Annotated in this window: 15 protein-coding genes and 1 pseudogene; 7 read left to right on the top strand and 9 right to left on the bottom strand. The window is 61.1% G+C overall.

Annotated elements, in window-relative coordinates:
• Together AC2FM5_RS16700 and AC2FM5_RS16695 are read left to right on the top strand one after the other, a co-directional pair.
• Window positions 1-549 (top strand): xanthine dehydrogenase family protein molybdopterin-binding subunit (locus tag AC2FM5_RS16700; RefSeq protein ID WP_496736935.1); only part of this gene is annotated, 549 nt, incomplete at its 5' end.
• A gap of 100 nt (window positions 550-649) precedes the next feature.
• Window positions 650-1,441, top strand: a complete 792-nt coding sequence (locus AC2FM5_RS16695; RefSeq protein ID WP_170338850.1) for an FAD binding domain-containing protein — start codon at window positions 650-652, stop codon at window positions 1,439-1,441.
• Between the two features lie 44 nt (window positions 1,442-1,485).
• Here AC2FM5_RS16695 and AC2FM5_RS16690 read toward each other — a convergent pair whose 3' ends face one another.
• Complete coding sequence (locus tag AC2FM5_RS16690) at window positions 1,486-2,388, bottom strand: MurR/RpiR family transcriptional regulator (RefSeq protein ID WP_496736933.1); 903 nt, start codon at window positions 2,386-2,388, stop codon at window positions 1,486-1,488.
• A gap of 88 nt (window positions 2,389-2,476) precedes the next feature.
• Between AC2FM5_RS16690 and AC2FM5_RS16685 the strand changes: the two genes are divergently transcribed.
• Both AC2FM5_RS16685 and AC2FM5_RS16680 read left to right on the top strand, forming a co-directional pair.
• On the top strand, window positions 2,477-3,238 hold the full coding sequence (locus AC2FM5_RS16685) for a beta-keto acid cleavage family enzyme (protein WP_170357649.1): 762 nt from the start codon (window positions 2,477-2,479) through the stop codon (window positions 3,236-3,238).
• Between the two features lies 1 nt (window position 3,239).
• Window positions 3,240-4,556 carry an aspartate aminotransferase family protein gene (locus AC2FM5_RS16680; protein WP_496736930.1) on the top strand — a complete coding sequence of 439 codons (1,317 nt, stop codon included), beginning with the start codon at window positions 3,240-3,242 and terminating at the stop codon, window positions 4,554-4,556.
• Between the two features lie 79 nt (window positions 4,557-4,635).
• On the opposite strand, the gene infC is transcribed toward AC2FM5_RS16680, so the two are convergent.
• The 7 genes and pseudogenes from infC to cobA form a co-directional block, all read right to left on the bottom strand.
• The gene (gene infC / locus AC2FM5_RS16675; RefSeq protein ID WP_260066269.1) at window positions 4,636-5,097 is read right to left on the bottom strand and encodes a translation initiation factor IF-3; all 462 of its coding nucleotides are present in this window, start codon (window positions 5,095-5,097) and stop codon (window positions 4,636-4,638) included.
• A 245-nt stretch (window positions 5,098-5,342) separates the two neighbouring features.
• Window positions 5,343-6,176 carry a ferredoxin--NADP reductase gene (locus AC2FM5_RS16670; RefSeq protein WP_496736928.1) on the bottom strand — a complete coding sequence of 278 codons (834 nt, stop codon included), beginning with the start codon at window positions 6,174-6,176 and terminating at the stop codon, window positions 5,343-5,345.
• Window positions 6,177-6,264: 88 nt separating this feature from the next.
• Window positions 6,265-6,672: a DUF934 domain-containing protein gene (locus tag AC2FM5_RS16665; RefSeq protein WP_496736926.1), complete on the bottom strand. Its 408-nt coding sequence runs from the start codon at window positions 6,670-6,672 to the stop codon at window positions 6,265-6,267.
• The gene (locus tag AC2FM5_RS16660) at window positions 6,669-7,430 is read right to left on the bottom strand and encodes a phosphoadenylyl-sulfate reductase (RefSeq protein ID WP_093961927.1); all 762 of its coding nucleotides are present in this window, start codon (window positions 7,428-7,430) and stop codon (window positions 6,669-6,671) included. Before AC2FM5_RS16660 ends, AC2FM5_RS16665 begins: the two co-directional genes overlap by 4 nt.
• On the bottom strand, window positions 7,420-9,084 hold the full coding sequence (locus tag AC2FM5_RS16655; RefSeq protein ID WP_496736924.1) for a nitrite/sulfite reductase: 1,665 nt from the start codon (window positions 9,082-9,084) through the stop codon (window positions 7,420-7,422). The genes AC2FM5_RS16660 and AC2FM5_RS16655 overlap by 11 nt, the downstream gene beginning before the upstream one ends.
• Window positions 9,085-9,149: 65 nt before the next feature.
• Window positions 9,150-9,464, bottom strand: coding sequence for a DUF2849 domain-containing protein (locus AC2FM5_RS16650; RefSeq protein ID WP_496736922.1), 315 nt, complete (start codon window positions 9,462-9,464; stop codon window positions 9,150-9,152).
• Window positions 9,464-10,210: pseudogene (cobA, locus tag AC2FM5_RS16645) on the bottom strand (uroporphyrinogen-III C-methyltransferase); the annotation flags it as partial. The gene AC2FM5_RS16650 and the pseudogene cobA, both read right to left, overlap by 1 nt.
• A 174-nt stretch (window positions 10,211-10,384) precedes the next feature.
• On the opposite strand from cobA, the gene AC2FM5_RS16640 reads away from it, so the two are divergent.
• Window positions 10,385-10,864: an Lrp/AsnC family transcriptional regulator gene (locus AC2FM5_RS16640; RefSeq protein ID WP_093961931.1), complete on the top strand. Its 480-nt coding sequence runs from the start codon at window positions 10,385-10,387 to the stop codon at window positions 10,862-10,864.
• Between the two features lie 7 nt (window positions 10,865-10,871).
• Here the strand turns inward: AC2FM5_RS16640 and AC2FM5_RS16635 are convergent, their stop codons facing one another.
• Entirely contained in the window at window positions 10,872-12,053 is a 1,182-nt protein-coding gene (locus AC2FM5_RS16635) for a cytochrome P450 (protein WP_496736920.1), read from the bottom strand.
• Window positions 12,054-12,100: 47 nt separating this feature from the next.
• On the opposite strand from AC2FM5_RS16635, the gene AC2FM5_RS16630 reads away from it, so the two are divergent.
• Both AC2FM5_RS16630 and AC2FM5_RS16625 read left to right on the top strand, forming a co-directional pair.
• Window positions 12,101-13,834: a sensor histidine kinase gene (locus tag AC2FM5_RS16630; RefSeq protein ID WP_496736918.1), complete on the top strand. Its 1,734-nt coding sequence runs from the start codon at window positions 12,101-12,103 to the stop codon at window positions 13,832-13,834.
• Window positions 13,831-14,399: response regulator (locus AC2FM5_RS16625; protein WP_496736916.1), on the top strand; the 569-nt coding region annotated here is incomplete at its 3' end. The genes AC2FM5_RS16630 and AC2FM5_RS16625, both read left to right, overlap by 4 nt.

Here is a 14,399-nt window from a genome sequence, read left to right as displayed (position 1 = left end):
GTGACCCTGACGGCCTATGTGCCGCACAATTTCCCGCTGGAGGTCGAGCCGGGCCTGGAGGAGACCGCGTTCTATGATCCGGCCAACTTTACCTTCCCGGCCGGCGCCTATGCCTGCGAGGTCGAAGTTGACCCCGAGACCGGACAGGTGACCATCGAACGGTTCACCGCGGCGGATGATTTCGGCAACATCATCAACCCGATGATCGTTGACGGTCAGGTGCATGGCGGCATCGGACAGGGGATCGGTCAGGCCTTGCTGGAGAACTGCGTCTATGACGAAAACGGCCAGCTGCTGAGCGCGTCCTTCATGGACTATGCCATGCCGCGGGCCGATGACGTGCCGTTCTATACCGTCGATCATTCCAGCCAGACGCCATGCACGCACAACCCGCTGGGCGTGAAGGGCTGCGGCGAGGCCGGGGCGATTGGATCGCCGCCTGCGGTGGTCAATGCCGTGATCGATGCGCTGCAATCGGGCGGCAAGGCGGTGGACCACATCGATATGCCGGTCAGCCCGTCGCGTGTTTGGGCGGCGATGAACAGCTGAGTGGAGAGGTTGGTGTGCGAGGGGCCAGCCCCTCGCGCTTCCTGGTCAATCAAATGCCAGATGAAGGGCGGTTCCGCGCCTTTCGGAAAGGAAAAGCGAAATGTACAATTTCGAGTTCAAGAACCCCTCGACCATTGCTGATGCGGTTGCCGCGTTGGCGGGAGAGGATGCACAGGCGTTGGGGGGCGGTCAGACCCTGATCCCGACGATGAAGCAAAGACTGGCCTCACCCGCGACGCTGGTGAGCCTGGGTGCCATTCCCGAGTTGAAGGGCGTCTGCATCGAAGATGATGGGTCGATTTCGATTGGAGCGGCGACCACGCATGCCACGGTAGCAGCAGAAGTTGCGGGCAAGTATCCCGCGCTGGCTGATCTGGCGGGGCATATCGGTGATCCTGCCGTTCGCAACAGAGGCACGATAGGCGGGTCACTGGCCAACAACGATCCGGCGGCCTGCTACCCCGCAGCTGCATTGGGGTCAGGCGCGACCATTCGAACGAATGCGCGCGAAATCGCCGCGGATGACTTCTTTCAGGGCATGTTCACGACAGCGCTGGACGAGGGCGAGCTGATCACGACGGTCCGGTTCCCGGTACCGCAGGCAGCGAGTTACCAGAAGTTTCTGCAGCCTGCCTCGCGCTTTGCGCTGGTGGGTGTTTTCCTTGCCCGCTTCGCGGACGGGGTGCGCGTTGCCGTGACCGGAGCCAGCGAAGACGGCGTGTTCCGTTGGAGCGAAGCCGAGCAGGCGCTGAGCAAGGAATTCCGGCCCGATGCCCTTATGGATCTTCGGGTCAACCCGATGAACATGATCGGAGATCTGCACGGCAGCAAAGACTACCGCGCGCACTTGGTGGGTGTCATGACCCGGCGGGCGGTTCAAGCCTGCATGTAACGCGGTCGCGGTGACTGCTTTGGGCCCCGGACGTGTTCCGGGGCCTATTTCTTTTTCGCGACACGCGGAAGCCTTTTGGGCTGCCAGTAGGCTCCGGCATCCTCGCGCGCTTTCTGATAGTCCTGAACCCGGTGATAAGCCGCGTCGCCCTTGACTGCGAAAAGGTGGCTTAGAAGAACCTCGAGAACGGCCATCGCTCCGGAGAAGCTGGAGAACTGATGCTGTGATCGGGTGCTGACGGTCAAGGTCACGTCCGCCTCGACCCCCGGAGCAATGACATCGCTGTCGGCCAGCAGAACAACACGCATACCCTTTTCCCGGGCAGACCGGATGGCACGTATCGTGTCGGCCGAATAGGGATGAACGGTGATTGCGAACAGGCAGTCGGTTTCGCCCGCGCTCAGAAGGTCGTCGATGGCCGATCCCATATGCCTTGGGATCAACTGCATTCCCGGGTGGGCCATACGTCCGGCGTAGTGGAAGTAATAGGCCAAGGCATAGCTTGCGCGGGTTGCGGTGACCAAGCACTGGGGAGCATCGGACATCAGGGTGACTGCGGATCTGACCTTGACCGGATCCAGCTGGCGCAACGAACGTGACACTACGTTCATTTCGTTGCGGGCATAACTGGCCTGTGCCGACGCAAAGGCATCGCCGGCATTCAACTGGGTCAGCCAATCCCGGCTGAGGCGGTCTTCGCTGTCTGTCACTAGATCCCTGCGGAAAGGGCGGCGAAAGGCTTCGAAGCCATCAAAACCAAGATGCTGCGCCAGCCGAACGATCACGTTTGTGCTGACGCCGATCTTTTCGGCAGACACGCGGATGGAGTCGATTCCGAAATCGCCCGGATGGTCGATGATGTATTTTGTTGCGGCCTGCAATTGGGCCGGCAAATGGTCGATCTCTCGGCGCAGCCGATCCATCAGGTGGTGGGTTGAGGGTGTCATGATGGGAGAAAAACAAATGTTATCATTATTACAAGAGAAAAACATCCTCACACGAGCTAAGCACGCAAGAAACCGATAGGATGATTCAATGTCTGACACACAGGCTTCGTCGCTTCCGTATGTTTTGGTCGCACCGAACGGTGCGCGACGCAGTCATGCGGATCACCCCGCCTTGCCGGTTTCGACCGGTGAGATTGTGGAGACGGCCATTGCCTGCCACGCGGCCGGGGCAAACGGGTTGCACCTGCATGTCAGGGATGGGCAGGGCGCGCATTCTCTGGATGCAGGGCGCTATCGGGAGGCTATGGCCGAGCTTGCCCGAACCGTGCCCACTATGGATGTTCAGATCACGACCGAGGCCGCCGGTATCTTTGACGTTTCTGCGCAGTTGGAGTGCCTGCAGCAGGTGGCCCCGAAATGGGCCTCGATCTCGGTTCGGGAAATTGCGCGCGCGCCCGATCTGGCCCCGCGGGTCTATGCGCTGTGTGCGGAACAGGGAACTCGGGTGCAGCATATCCTCTACGATTCGACGGATGCGGATCTGCTGGAGCGATGGCAGTCGGATGGGATCGTGCGGCGCGAGCAGGAAGACCGCTTGCTGGTGCTGGGACGCTATGCCACCGGGCAGGAATCCCAACCGGCGGACCTCGAGGCCTTTCCCGCTGCTCGTACGCCTTGGATGGTTTGTGCTTTCGGGCGTCTGGAACACGCCTGTCTGGCGGCTGCGGCCGCTCGTGGCGGCGATGTCAGGGTCGGTTTTGAGAACAGCCTGACGAACTCGGATGGAACCCGATGGACGGACAACGCGACCTCGGTCGCGGCGTTGATCGCTTTGCTGAAAGGGAAATGATATGAGCCATGTTTTTCCGCGCCACACCAAGGCGGAATTGCCGGTCGCTGTCGGCGGTGATGGGTGTTATTTGATCGACGCGCAGGGCAAACGGTATCTCGACTGTGGGGATGCGGCCGTGTCGTGCCTGGGACATTCAAACCCGGCAGTGATCCACGCGGTGCAGGAGCAGGTTCAGAAGATCGCTTTTGCCCATACTGGTTTCATGACCTCGGAACCGGCCGAAGCCCTGGCGGATCTCCTGATCCAGCACGCGCCCGGATCGTTGGACCGGGTCTATTTCGTGTCCGGCGGTTCCGAGGCGACCGAGGCCGCGATCAAGCTGGCGCGCCAGTACTTCCTTGAAATCGGGCAACCCGAGCGGTCTCGGGTTATCGCACGGCGGCAGAGCTATCATGGCAATACGCTGGGCGCGCTTTCAGCGGGCGGAAATGCATGGCGACGGGCTCAATTCGCACCAATGCTGATCGAGATGAGCCATATCGCGCCCTGCTACGAATACGCCGAAAAGCCCGAAGGCGAGAGCAGCTATGACTATGGCCAACGCGTGGCGAATGAGCTTGAGGTGGAGATCCTGCGGCTGGGCCCCGAGACCGTGATGGCGTTTATGGCGGAACCGGTGGTCGGGGCCACGTTGGGCGCCGTCCCCGCGGTCGAGGGGTATTACAAGCGGATCCGCGAAATCTGTGATCAATACGGCGTGTTGTTGATCCTCGACGAGGTCATGTGCGGCATGGGCCGGACCGGCCATCTGTTTGCCTGCGACCACGATGGGGTGGCGCCGGATATTCTTTGCATCGCCAAGGGCTTGGGGGCTGGATATCAACCCATCGGTGCCACGCTGTGCACCGATCGGATTTATGACGCCATCCGAAATGGCTCGGGTTTCTTCCAGCACGGCCATACCTATGTCGGACACCCGGTGGCCACTGCGGCAGCCCTGGCTGTTGTGACAGAACTTACCTCGCGCGATTTGCCGGCCCGTGCCCGCGACATGGGTGACAAACTGCAAACCAAACTCGAGGCGGCCTTTGGCCAGCATCCCAATGTCGGGGACATCCGTGGTCGCGGCCTGTTCCGAGGCATCGAACTGGTGGCTGACAGAGATACGCGCGAACCGTTTGACCCGGCCCGGGGAGTGGCGGCCAAGATCAAGAAAGCCGCCGTCGAAGCGGGTTTGATCTGCTATCCGATGTCCGGAACACGCGACGGCAGGAGAGGCGACCATGTGCTTCTGGCCCCGCCATTCATCATCGAAGAGTCGCAGTTGGACGAACTGGTGGACAAGTTGTCGGTTGCGATTTCCAAAGCAATCTGACACGCCGCCCTGACTTTGACCCACAAATAAAAAAGCTCCCTCGAACAAGGGAGCTTTGGTCACTCGGATCCATGTGCCGTCACTTCTGGGGAAGCGGTCCGATCATCATGATCATCTGGCGGCCTTCCATCTTCGGCATGTTTTCGATCTTGCCGATTTCCTTGACGTCTTCCGCCACGCGCTCAAGCAGTTCACGTCCAAGGTTCTGGTGCGCCATTTCCCGGCCGCGGAAGCGCAGGGTCACTTTGACCTTGTCGCCATTCTCGAGAAACTTGAAAACGTTCCGCATCTTGACGTCGTAATCATGCGTATCGGTGTTGGGCCGGAACTTGACCTCTTTCACCTCGATGATCTTCTGTTTCTTGCGGGCTTCGCTTTCGCGTTTCTGCTGCTCGTACTTGAACTTGCCAAAGTCCATGATCTTGCAGACCGGCGGATTCGCGTTGGGCGAGATCTCGACCAGATCAAGACCGGCATCGGCTGCCATCTGCATGGCCTTGGCGGGATGAACCACCCCGACATTCTCACCTTCGGCGCCGATCAGGCGAATTTCGGGGGCACGGATCTTTTCATTGACGCGCGGGCCGGTATCACGTTGTGGCGGCGCGTTGTGAGGTCTGCGGGCTATGGGTTCATTCCTTTGATAATTGCCGATTTCCGAGCCGGGAACTTAAACTGAGACGAAGGTTCTTTCAAGCGCCATATAGGTGCTATGACACGAAATTCGCACGTGTCGACGCGGTGCTCGGGCCGGCGGAACGGGCGTTCGCCGGCCCGGATCTCGGCTCAGCCGACAAAGGCTTTTTCGATCACGAATTCCTTGGGGTCCGAGTTCGCGCCTTCGCGCAAGCCGAACTCTTCGAGAATGGCCTTGATGTCGTGGTTGAAGGCCAGGCTGCCGCAGACCATCGCTCGATCGGTCTCGGGCTTGATGCCGCCTTCGACGCCCAGGTCCTTGAAGACGGTTCCGTCCTTCAGCAGGTCGGTGATCCGGCCCATCTTGGGGCTCTGTTCGCGGGTGGTGGTCGGGTAATAGCGGATCTTGTCGGCGAAACCTTCGCCGATCAGTTCGGCCAGCAACTCGTCCTTGCGGATGTTCTCGATCAGCTGGCGGCCATATTCCAGTTCCGCCACTTCGCGGCAGGTGTGGGTGATGATGACCTCGTCGTAGTCCTCATAGGTCTGAGGCTCGCGCAGCAGCGAGGCAAAGGGGGCAAACCCGGTTCCGGTGGCAAAGAACCACAGGCGCTTGCCCGGCAGCAGTGCATCATGCACCAGCGTACCCACAGGTTTGGGCCGCAGAATGATCTGATCGCCGGGCTGGATGTGCTGCAGTTTCGAGGTCAGCGGGCCGTCCTGCACCTTGATCGAATAGAATTCCAGTTCCTCGTCCCACGACGGCGACGCGATCGAATAGGCGCGCAGCAACGGTTTTCCGTTGTCGCCCAAAAGGCCGATCATAACGAATTCGCCCGAGCGGAAGCGCAGCGATTGCGAACGCGTGACCTTGAACGAAAACAGGCGGTCGGTCCAGTGTTTCACTTCCAGAACGGTCTGGGCGTCCGGCAGGACGGGGGCCTTCACGGCGGTTGCTTCGGTCACGGGCTTCATCTCTGTCATCGTTTCACTACCGGTCTGGTAAACCGGCATCTCCGTTTAAGCTTTGATCCAGGTCAGGAAAAGGGGGCAGATTGCCCCGATCGTTGCGTCAGCCGCGCAGGCGGGCCTGATAATCGTGGTCCTGCCAGTTGGCGCGGGCCAGCCATTGGTCCTCGGGATGGCGGGCGGCAAGGTCTGCGTCAATCTCGACTTCATCGAAGCCGCTGCGCCGAGCCATCGCGTATTGGTCGGCCAACACGTGTCCTTTCGCGCGCAGACGGCCTTCATAGCCCTTCAGGCGCAGCGTGCGGGCAATGGTAAAGCCGCGGCCATCGGCGAAGGACGGAAAGTCGACGCGCACCATGCGCGTGTTTCCAAGCCGTTCGAACAATTCGTCGGGGTCCGTATCCGAGGTGACGTCCAGTGCGATCACATCGTTTGCGGCATCGTCGAGTGTGACAAAGCCGTCGGTCCAGTCATCAGGGGCAAAGCCCCGGTCATTCACGATCACGTTCATGTTTTCTCTCCGCTGCGTACCATTTTGCCGTCGACGAAATGGATGCCGCATTCTTCCTTGTTCTGATCGCGCCAGCGTCCGGCGCGGGGATCTTCGCCATCCTTCACCGGCGAGGTGCAGGGCGCACAGCCGATCGAGGGATAGCCCTTTGCCACCAACGGATGCCGGGGCAGGCGGTTTTCTTCCATGTAGGCGCGCACGTCCTGAGGCGCCCAATGCGCCAGAGGGTTCACCTTGATCCGGCCGGTGCCGTCCTCGACCTCGAAGAACTCGAGCGTGGCGCGGGTACCGGATTGGAACCGCTTTCGCCCTGTAATCCAGCCTTCATAGCCCGCCAAGGCCCGCTGCAAGGGGAAGGTCTTGCGCAGGTTGCAGCAGGCATCCATGTCGCGCAGCCGCAGTGCGCCATAGGGGTCTTCGCGCTGAATATCCTCGTCATCCGCGCGGATAATCTGGACGTTCTTCAAACCCAGACGCTCGCTGACCTCATGCTGGTATTCCAGCGTCTCGGTAAACAGCATCATCGTGTCGATGAACAGGACCGGCGTGGCCTTGTCGACCACGGCAGCCATGTGCAGCAACACCACCGACTCGGCACCGAAGCTGGAGACCAGCGCCAGGTTGCCTGCCTCCTCAAGCGCACCATGCATGACGTCATGTGCGCTGTGGTGGCGGAACCGGGCGTTCAGCGCCTCGACCTTTTCGGTCAGTTCGCGTCGTTCCCGGCCCAGTTCCGTCTGGATCAGGTCAAGCGGCATTGGCCCGCGCCTCGGGGTAGAGGGCCGCCTTGAACGGGGCCATTCCAACACGGCGGTAGGTTTCCAAAAAGGTCTCCTCGGCGCTTGCGCGCTGTTCCAGATAGGTTTCCACGATCCGTTCGACCGCGGGCACGATTTCGTCATAGGCAAAGCCCGGACCGGTGCGGTCGCCGATGGCGGCCGTTTCGGTGGCGTCTCCGCCCAGCGTGATCTGGTAATTCTCGACGCCCGCGCGATCCAAGCCCAGGATGCCGATGTGGCCCACGTGGTGATGCCCGCAGGCGTTGATGCAGCCCGAGATCTTGATCTTCAGGTGGCCGATGTCGTGCTCCAGCTTCAGCTCGTCGAACCGGGTCGCGATCTGCTGCGCCACCGGGATCGAGCGGGCCGTTGCCAGTGCGCAATAGTCCATGCCGGGGCAGGCGATGATGTCGCTGATCAGACCGATATTCGCGGTGGCCAGACCGTGCTCTTTCAGCTTGGCATGGATCGCGGGCAGGTCCGATTTGTGGACATGCGGCAGGATCACGTTCTGCTCGTGGCTGATGCGCAGCTCGTCATAGGAATATTGCTCGGCCAGATCGGCCATCACGCGCATCTGCTCGGCGGTTGCATCACCCGGCGTCTGGCCGTGCTTCTTGATCGAGATCGTGACGATCGCGTGGTCCGCCTGCTTGTGCGGCGCGATGTTGGTGTCGATCCACGAGCGGAACACCGGGTCGTTCGAATAGGCGCTCTCGAACGCCGCGACCGAGCCTTCGCGGAAGGCGGGCGAGGCGAAATGCGCTTTGATCTGATCCAGCAGCGCCATGTCGGCACCCTTGAACTGCGGGCGGACCTGCAGGAAGCGCTCGTTCACCTTGGAGCGGATCGCGTCGATGCCGTGTTCATGCACGGTGATCTTGATGCGGGCCTTGTACTTGTTGTCGCGGCGGCCAATCTGGTTCCACACGGAAACTGTGGCCTCCAGATAAGCCAGCAGGTCGTCGAAGGCGACGAAGTCAGACAGCTCCTTGCCGATCATCGGCGTGCGGCCCAGACCGCCGCCCACCAAGACGCGGGCGCCCAAAACGCCGTCGCGCTCGATCAGTTGCAGGCCGATGTCATGGGCCTTGATCACGGCGCGGTCATGCTCGGACCCGGTGATGGCGATCTTGAACTTGCGCGGCATGAACTGAAATTCCGGATGGTCGGTGGACCACTGACGCAGCAGTTCGGCATAGGGGCGCGGATCGGCGACCTCATACGCGGCGGCACCGGCGAAATGGTCGGCGGTCACGTTGCGGATGGTGTTGCCGCTGGTTTGGATCGCATGCAGGCCGACCTCGGCCAGCGCGTCCAGCATGTCAGGCACGTCGCGCAGCTTGGGCCAGTTGTACTGGATGTTCTGGCGCGTGGTGAAATGGCCGTAGCCCTTGTCCCACTTCTCGGCCAGTAGGGCCAGCTGCCGCATCTGGGCGCTGTTGAGCGTGCCATAGGGGATGGCCACCCGCAGCATGTAGGCGTGCAGTTGCAGATACAGGCCGTTCATCAGGCGCAGGGGCTTGAACTCGTCCTCGGTCAGCGAGCCGTCGATGCGGCGTTCGACCTGGGCGCGGAACTGTGCGTTGCGCTCGGCCAGGAATGCTTTGTCAAACTCGGAGTAGCGGTACATCTTTGGCTGTCCTTTGTTGCAGCCCCGGATCCGGGGCCTTTTTACGGGGAGAGAGGGGCCTGAGGTCAGACCCGGGGCTGCGGGGAAGATTCCTGTTTGCCGTGGGCATAGTTGGACGGACCAGTCCGGCGGAAGTCTTCCCGAAAATGGGTGGGTTCAGGACCGTTTTCGCCTGCAACGACGTCGGCGAGATAGGCACCTACGATCTTGTCGACTTGCTTCTGTGCATCCAGAAGACGCAGCTGAGCGTGCGCTTCGTCGGTGATCAGCTCGGCCTCGCGCAGATCGCGCGACCAACGGTCATTGGCGGTCAGATAGATCACGTCGCCTTCCAGCAGGTCATTTGCGGTAACGACTTTGGGGGTGAAAGCGCGGGCCATCAGGCAAGCTCCTTGTTGAATTCGGTGACGGCTTTGGCCGCGTCGCGCGGGGCCAGGCCATAGAATGTGAGTGCAGGACCGTCGAGGCCGGCAGCGGCGAGGTCTGCAGACAGTTGATCCAGCGTCGTGGCGACAACGCGCTGATCAGGTCGCGAGGCGTTTTCGATCAACGTGACCGGCGTGGCGCGATCGGCGCCGTGCATGATCAGGCGTCCTTGAATGAAGCGCGCGGATTTCTTGCCCATGTAGATGGCTGCAACAGACCCCGGTCGGGCCAGCGCAGCCCAGTCGTGATCGGCAAAGCCCTGCATGTCGTGCCCGGTCAGAAACCGGACCGAGGAGTTTCGGCCGCGTCGGGTCAGGCTTTGGCCAATTCCGGCCACCGCCGCCGAGGCAGCGGTAATGCCAGGAACGATCGTCCACGGGATACCGGCGGCGTCCAGCGCATCGATCTCTTCGTCCAGCCGGCCGAAGAGGGTCGCGTCACCGGATTTGAGGCGAACGACCCGCTGTCCCTTGAGTGCGTAGTCAACCAGCAATGCGTTGATGTCACCCTGCTTCCAGGACGGACCAAAGCCGGCCTTGCCCACGTCGACCAACCGGGCGTTCTGACCGGCCAGTTGCAAAACCTCTGGGCTGATCAGGCGATCATGCAAAACAACCTCGGCCCGCTGGAATGCGGACAGGGCCTTGAGAGTCAGCAATTCAGGATCACCGGGTCCTGCGCCGACGAAGTCGACCTGTCCCGTTTGTCCTTTTGTCTGCGTGGCCTTCATTGGGTAGCCCTGGCTGTTGTTTGACTTGGCCCTCAATATAGGAAATATTCCCGACCAGATGCCATATTGCCGAATAAATAAGGACAAGCGTTCTAAATTGCGCGGCAGGCGGAACAAGGGTTTTCATTCGGAAGGAAAATTGGAATGTCGGTTCGAATAGACGACACGGATCGGAAAATTCTGGCCGAGCTGCAGCGAGACGCCAGTCAATCGCTGGACGAAATCGCGGCCAAAGTGGGCAGTTCAAAGACACCCGTTTGGAATCGGATCCGCAAGATGAAAGGGGCCGGAATCATCGGTCAGCAGACCGTTCTGCTGGACGCAGAGGCGCTGGGTTTCGAGGCGACGTTCTTTGTTCTGATCCGAACCTCCGAGCATGAGGCGGATTGGCAACGCAAGTTCCTGCAGGCCCTGCGTGATCGTCCCGAAGTTCAAGAGGCGCACCGCCTGGCTGGCGACATCGACTACATTCTGAAGGTTCGGGTCAGGAACGCACGGGCCTACGATGCGTTTTATCAGGCGCTGATCTCGGAAGTGCGCGTGCACAACGTCACGGCGCTGTTGTCGATGGAAGAAATCAAGTCGACCACCATGCTGCCCCTGAACGCCCTGGCAGACACCTGATCGGCGCTCAGGCTTGGACCATTAGTCGTGTCAGCCCGTGGAAGTGGTAGGTGTTCGCATATTCCGGAGATTCGGCCAGTCGCAGGCCCGGACAGCGGTCAAAAAGAACCGGCAGAGCGATCCGCATTTCCAGCCGGGCCAGCGGAGCGCCGACGCAGAAATGCAAACCACCGCCAAAGCTCGTGTTGGCCTGAATGCTGCGGGTGGGGTCGAATTTGTCCGGGTCGGTCCAGACGTCGGGGTCACGGTTGGCGGCCCCAAGCATCAACGCCACCTGATCGCCGCGGGCAAACCGATGGCCGAAAACCTCGACGTCCTCATAGACATAGCGCGTGAACATATGTAGCGGCGGGTCGAAGCGCAGGATCTCCTCGACCGTCATGTCGATTGTGTCCGGGCCCAGGGCATCAGGGCTGGTTCCGGACTCCAAAAGCGTTTTGACGCCGTTGCCCAGCGAATGAACGGTCGCCTCATGGCCGGCGTTCAACAAAAGGATGCAGGTTGCGATCAATTCGTCTCGAGACAGTTTCTCACCGTCTTCCTCTGCCGTGATCAAACGGGTGATCAGGTCGTCTTTCGGTTCGGATCGGCGGTGAGAGACGTAGTCGTTCAGAAATGCGGAGAACTCGGCGGAGGCCTGTGCTGCCTGATCTTCGGTCTCACGGGTGCGGCTGGCCTGATACATGGCGACCATGGCGTGGGACCACTGCAACAACTGCGGTGCCATGCTCTCGGGCACACCCAGCAGCCGGCAGATCGTGATCACCGGAACCTGCGTGCAATAGGCATCCAGAAGGTCGAATGGAGCATCGGGGAATGCGTCGATCAGGTCGTGACACAGCCTTTCGATGTCCGGTGCAAGCGCTCCGATAGCCCGCGAGGTAAAGGCGCGCAGAACCAGAGCGCGAAGGCGGGTATGGCGCGGAGGTTCGGCTTCGAGCAGCGAATGCGCTTCGACCGTCAGCCACGGCGCAAGGTGATCGGGGCCTTTTGTGGCCATCTCTGGCGGTACTTCGCGTCCGAAACGCCGATCGCGCAAAAGCGCCTGGACCGCCGCGTGAGACATCGCCGCGGGTATGTCGTAGTCCTGCCAGTGTACCAGGTCACCCTGATCGCGCGCAGCCCGGTAGAAAGGGTAGGGGTTTTGAACAAATTCGGGCTCGGTCGGAGATTGGTGAACGGTCTTCATGCGGCGCAGACTTGCCATGCGGCGCTTTGAATGCAAGACCCTGTTTCATGCAAAGAGTTTGGGTCACGATTGGTTTCCTGTTCGCAGTCGCGCTGTTGTCGGCGGCCGTCTGGTCTTATGGGTACCGGCAGGCACTCTCTCAGCTTAGCGAGAAAGCCGAAGCCGATCTGGAGTTGGCGTCGGATCGTCTGAGCACGCAGTTGCAGGTCTATCAGGAACTTGCAGTGTTGATGGCCGAGCATCCCGCATTGCGGGCGTTGGACACCAGCGACCGGCGGCGGGCGGCGCAGGCGCTTCTGCTGGAGGTCGCGGACAAGACCTCGGCTGTGGATGTGCTTTATGCGGACAAGACCGGGCGCGTTCTGGCCGCTGCGCGGGATGTGGTGAATGGTAACATGGCTGACCAGCCCGCGTTTCAACGCGCGCTACACGGCGCTCTCGGCAGTTCTCACGGGGTTTTGCGCGACACAGGAAACCGCATCTATTCCTATGCGGCGCCTGCGTTTTCAGAAGATGGTCAGGTAACCGGAGCCCTGATGGTCATCGCGGATGTCGAAGACGTTGAAAGCACGTGGCGCGGCAGTACCGAGGCGGTGTTCTTCGTGGATCGTGCTGGCTCGGTCTTCATTTCCAACCGGTCCGAACTGCTGTTCTGGCAACGTCCGCCGGGACAGATCGGCTTGCAGCCGGCTGATGGCAAGCTGGGCGCGTTTTCGTCTACACGCATGGGCCCGCATGAACTATGGTCGATCGGCTGGAGCCCGTACCTGCCGGATCGCGCCCTGCACCTGACCCGCGATCTGCCGGTGATCGGAATGACTGGCGAAGTCTTGATGGATGTGACGCCGGCACGACGGCTGGCCGGACTGCAGGCTGCCGCGGTCGCGGCGATCTGCCTAGCCTTTGGCGCGTTGCTGTTTTTGGCGACCGAGCGGAGGCGTACGTTGGCCGAAGCCAATGCGGTGCTGGAGAGCCGGGTGGCCCAGCGGACCCGCGCGTTGACGGCCGCCAACGTGGCTCTGCGCCGCGAGGTGGCCGAGCGGCAAGAGGCCGAAGCGGCGTTGAAACGCGCGCAGGACGATCTGGTTCAGGCCGGCAAGCTGAGCGCTCTGGGGAAAATGTCGGCGGGCATCAGCCACGAATTGAATCAGCCGCTGATGGCGATCCGGCAATACGCCGACAATGGCACGGCCTTTCTGGCGCAGGGCAAGCCCGAAAAGGCCCGCGAAAACCTGGGGCGAATCTCGGACATGGCTGCCCGTATGGCACGCATTATCAAGAACTTGCGCGCTTTTGCCCGCAATGAGAGCGAGCCGATGGGCAAGGTCGATCTGGTTCAGGTGCTCAATACGGCCGTCGAACTGACTGACGGTCGGTTGCGCTCGGACGGGGTCACGTTGATCTGGCAGCCGCCCAATGCACCTGTCTTTGCCTGGGGCGGAGAGGTGCGGCTGGTGCAGGTCTTCGTCAATCTGATTACCAATGCCGCCGACGCGATGACCGGTCGGGAAACCCGAAGCCTGACGATCACGCTGACCCGTGGCGAGCGGTTGATGGTCGCGGTGCGCGATACCGGCCCGGGCATTCAGGATCCCGATCGCGTTTTTGAGCCGTTCTACACAACCAAAACCGTTGGCTCATCCGAGGGAATGGGCCTTGGCCTTTCGATCTCATACGGTCTGGTCCAGAGTTTCGGAGGAGAGATACGCGGCGCGAACATGCCCGACGGAGCAGAATTCACCGTCGAGTTGGAACCTTTTGAAAAGGAAGCAGCGGCATGATCCTAACGGTTCTATTGGTCGATGACGACGCTGCCGTGCGTGAGGCACTGGCCCAGACTCTGGAGCTTGCGGACTATTCCGTAATTCCCGCTGGATCGTTTGTGGCTGCCAAAGACCATATCCGGGACGATTTCCCAGGTGTGATTGTCTCGGATATTCGGATGCCGGGACGGGATGGGTTTCATCTTCTGTCCTATGCCCGCGAGGTCGACTCGGAGTTGCCGGTCGTTCTGCTGACCGGCGAGGGCGACATACCGATGGCGGTGCAGGCCATGGGGCAGGGCGCGTTCGACTTTCTTGAGAAGCCCTGCGCTGCCGCCGATCTGCTTGCGGTTCTGAGCCGCGCATTTGCTGCGCGCAATCAGGTATTGGACGACCGTGCAGCCAAGCGCGAACTGGAGAAGGGCGATCCTGCGGCCCGCTTGTTGTTCGGTTTGTCACCGCAGGCTGATGCATTGCGGAACAGGGTGCGCAGCGTTGCCCCAACTCAGGCCGAAGTTCTGGTCACCGGACCGCCCGGCAGCGGTATTTCGAAAGTCGCGGAAGTCATCCATTTGATGTCACC

It is taken from the genome of Ruegeria sp. BHSA162 (assembly GCF_059613385.1).
The sequence above is the reverse complement of the archived record's forward strand: the minus strand, read 5'-3'. Positions and strand labels throughout refer to the sequence as shown.

What these genes read in the sequence shown, in the direction of transcription:
- AC2FM5_RS16630 (WP_496736918.1), top strand. Translation starts at nt 12,101, where the DNA reads ATGCAAAGAGTTTGGGTCACGATTGGTTTCCTGTTCGCAGTCGCGCTG.
- AC2FM5_RS16665 (WP_496736926.1), bottom strand. Translation starts at nt 6,672, where the DNA reads ATGAACGTGATCGTGAATGACCGGGGCTTTGCCCCTGATGACTGGACC.
- AC2FM5_RS16680 (WP_496736930.1), top strand. Translation starts at nt 3,240, where the DNA reads ATGAGCCATGTTTTTCCGCGCCACACCAAGGCGGAATTGCCGGTCGCT.
- AC2FM5_RS16695 (WP_170338850.1), top strand. Translation starts at nt 650, where the DNA reads ATGTACAATTTCGAGTTCAAGAACCCCTCGACCATTGCTGATGCGGTT.
- AC2FM5_RS16655 (WP_496736924.1), bottom strand. Translation starts at nt 9,084, where the DNA reads ATGTACCGCTACTCCGAGTTTGACAAAGCATTCCTGGCCGAGCGCAAC.
- AC2FM5_RS16640 (WP_093961931.1), top strand. Translation starts at nt 10,385, where the DNA reads ATGTCGGTTCGAATAGACGACACGGATCGGAAAATTCTGGCCGAGCTG.
- AC2FM5_RS16650 (WP_496736922.1), bottom strand. Translation starts at nt 9,464, where the DNA reads ATGGCCCGCGCTTTCACCCCCAAAGTCGTTACCGCAAATGACCTGCTG.
- AC2FM5_RS16635 (WP_496736920.1), bottom strand. Translation starts at nt 12,053, where the DNA reads ATGAAGACCGTTCACCAATCTCCGACCGAGCCCGAATTTGTTCAAAAC.
- AC2FM5_RS16670 (WP_496736928.1), bottom strand. Translation starts at nt 6,176, where the DNA reads ATGACAGAGATGAAGCCCGTGACCGAAGCAACCGCCGTGAAGGCCCCC.
- AC2FM5_RS16685 (WP_170357649.1), top strand. Translation starts at nt 2,477, where the DNA reads ATGTCTGACACACAGGCTTCGTCGCTTCCGTATGTTTTGGTCGCACCG.
- AC2FM5_RS16660 (WP_093961927.1), bottom strand. Translation starts at nt 7,430, where the DNA reads ATGCCGCTTGACCTGATCCAGACGGAACTGGGCCGGGAACGACGCGAA.
- AC2FM5_RS16690 (WP_496736933.1), bottom strand. Translation starts at nt 2,388, where the DNA reads ATGACACCCTCAACCCACCACCTGATGGATCGGCTGCGCCGAGAGATC.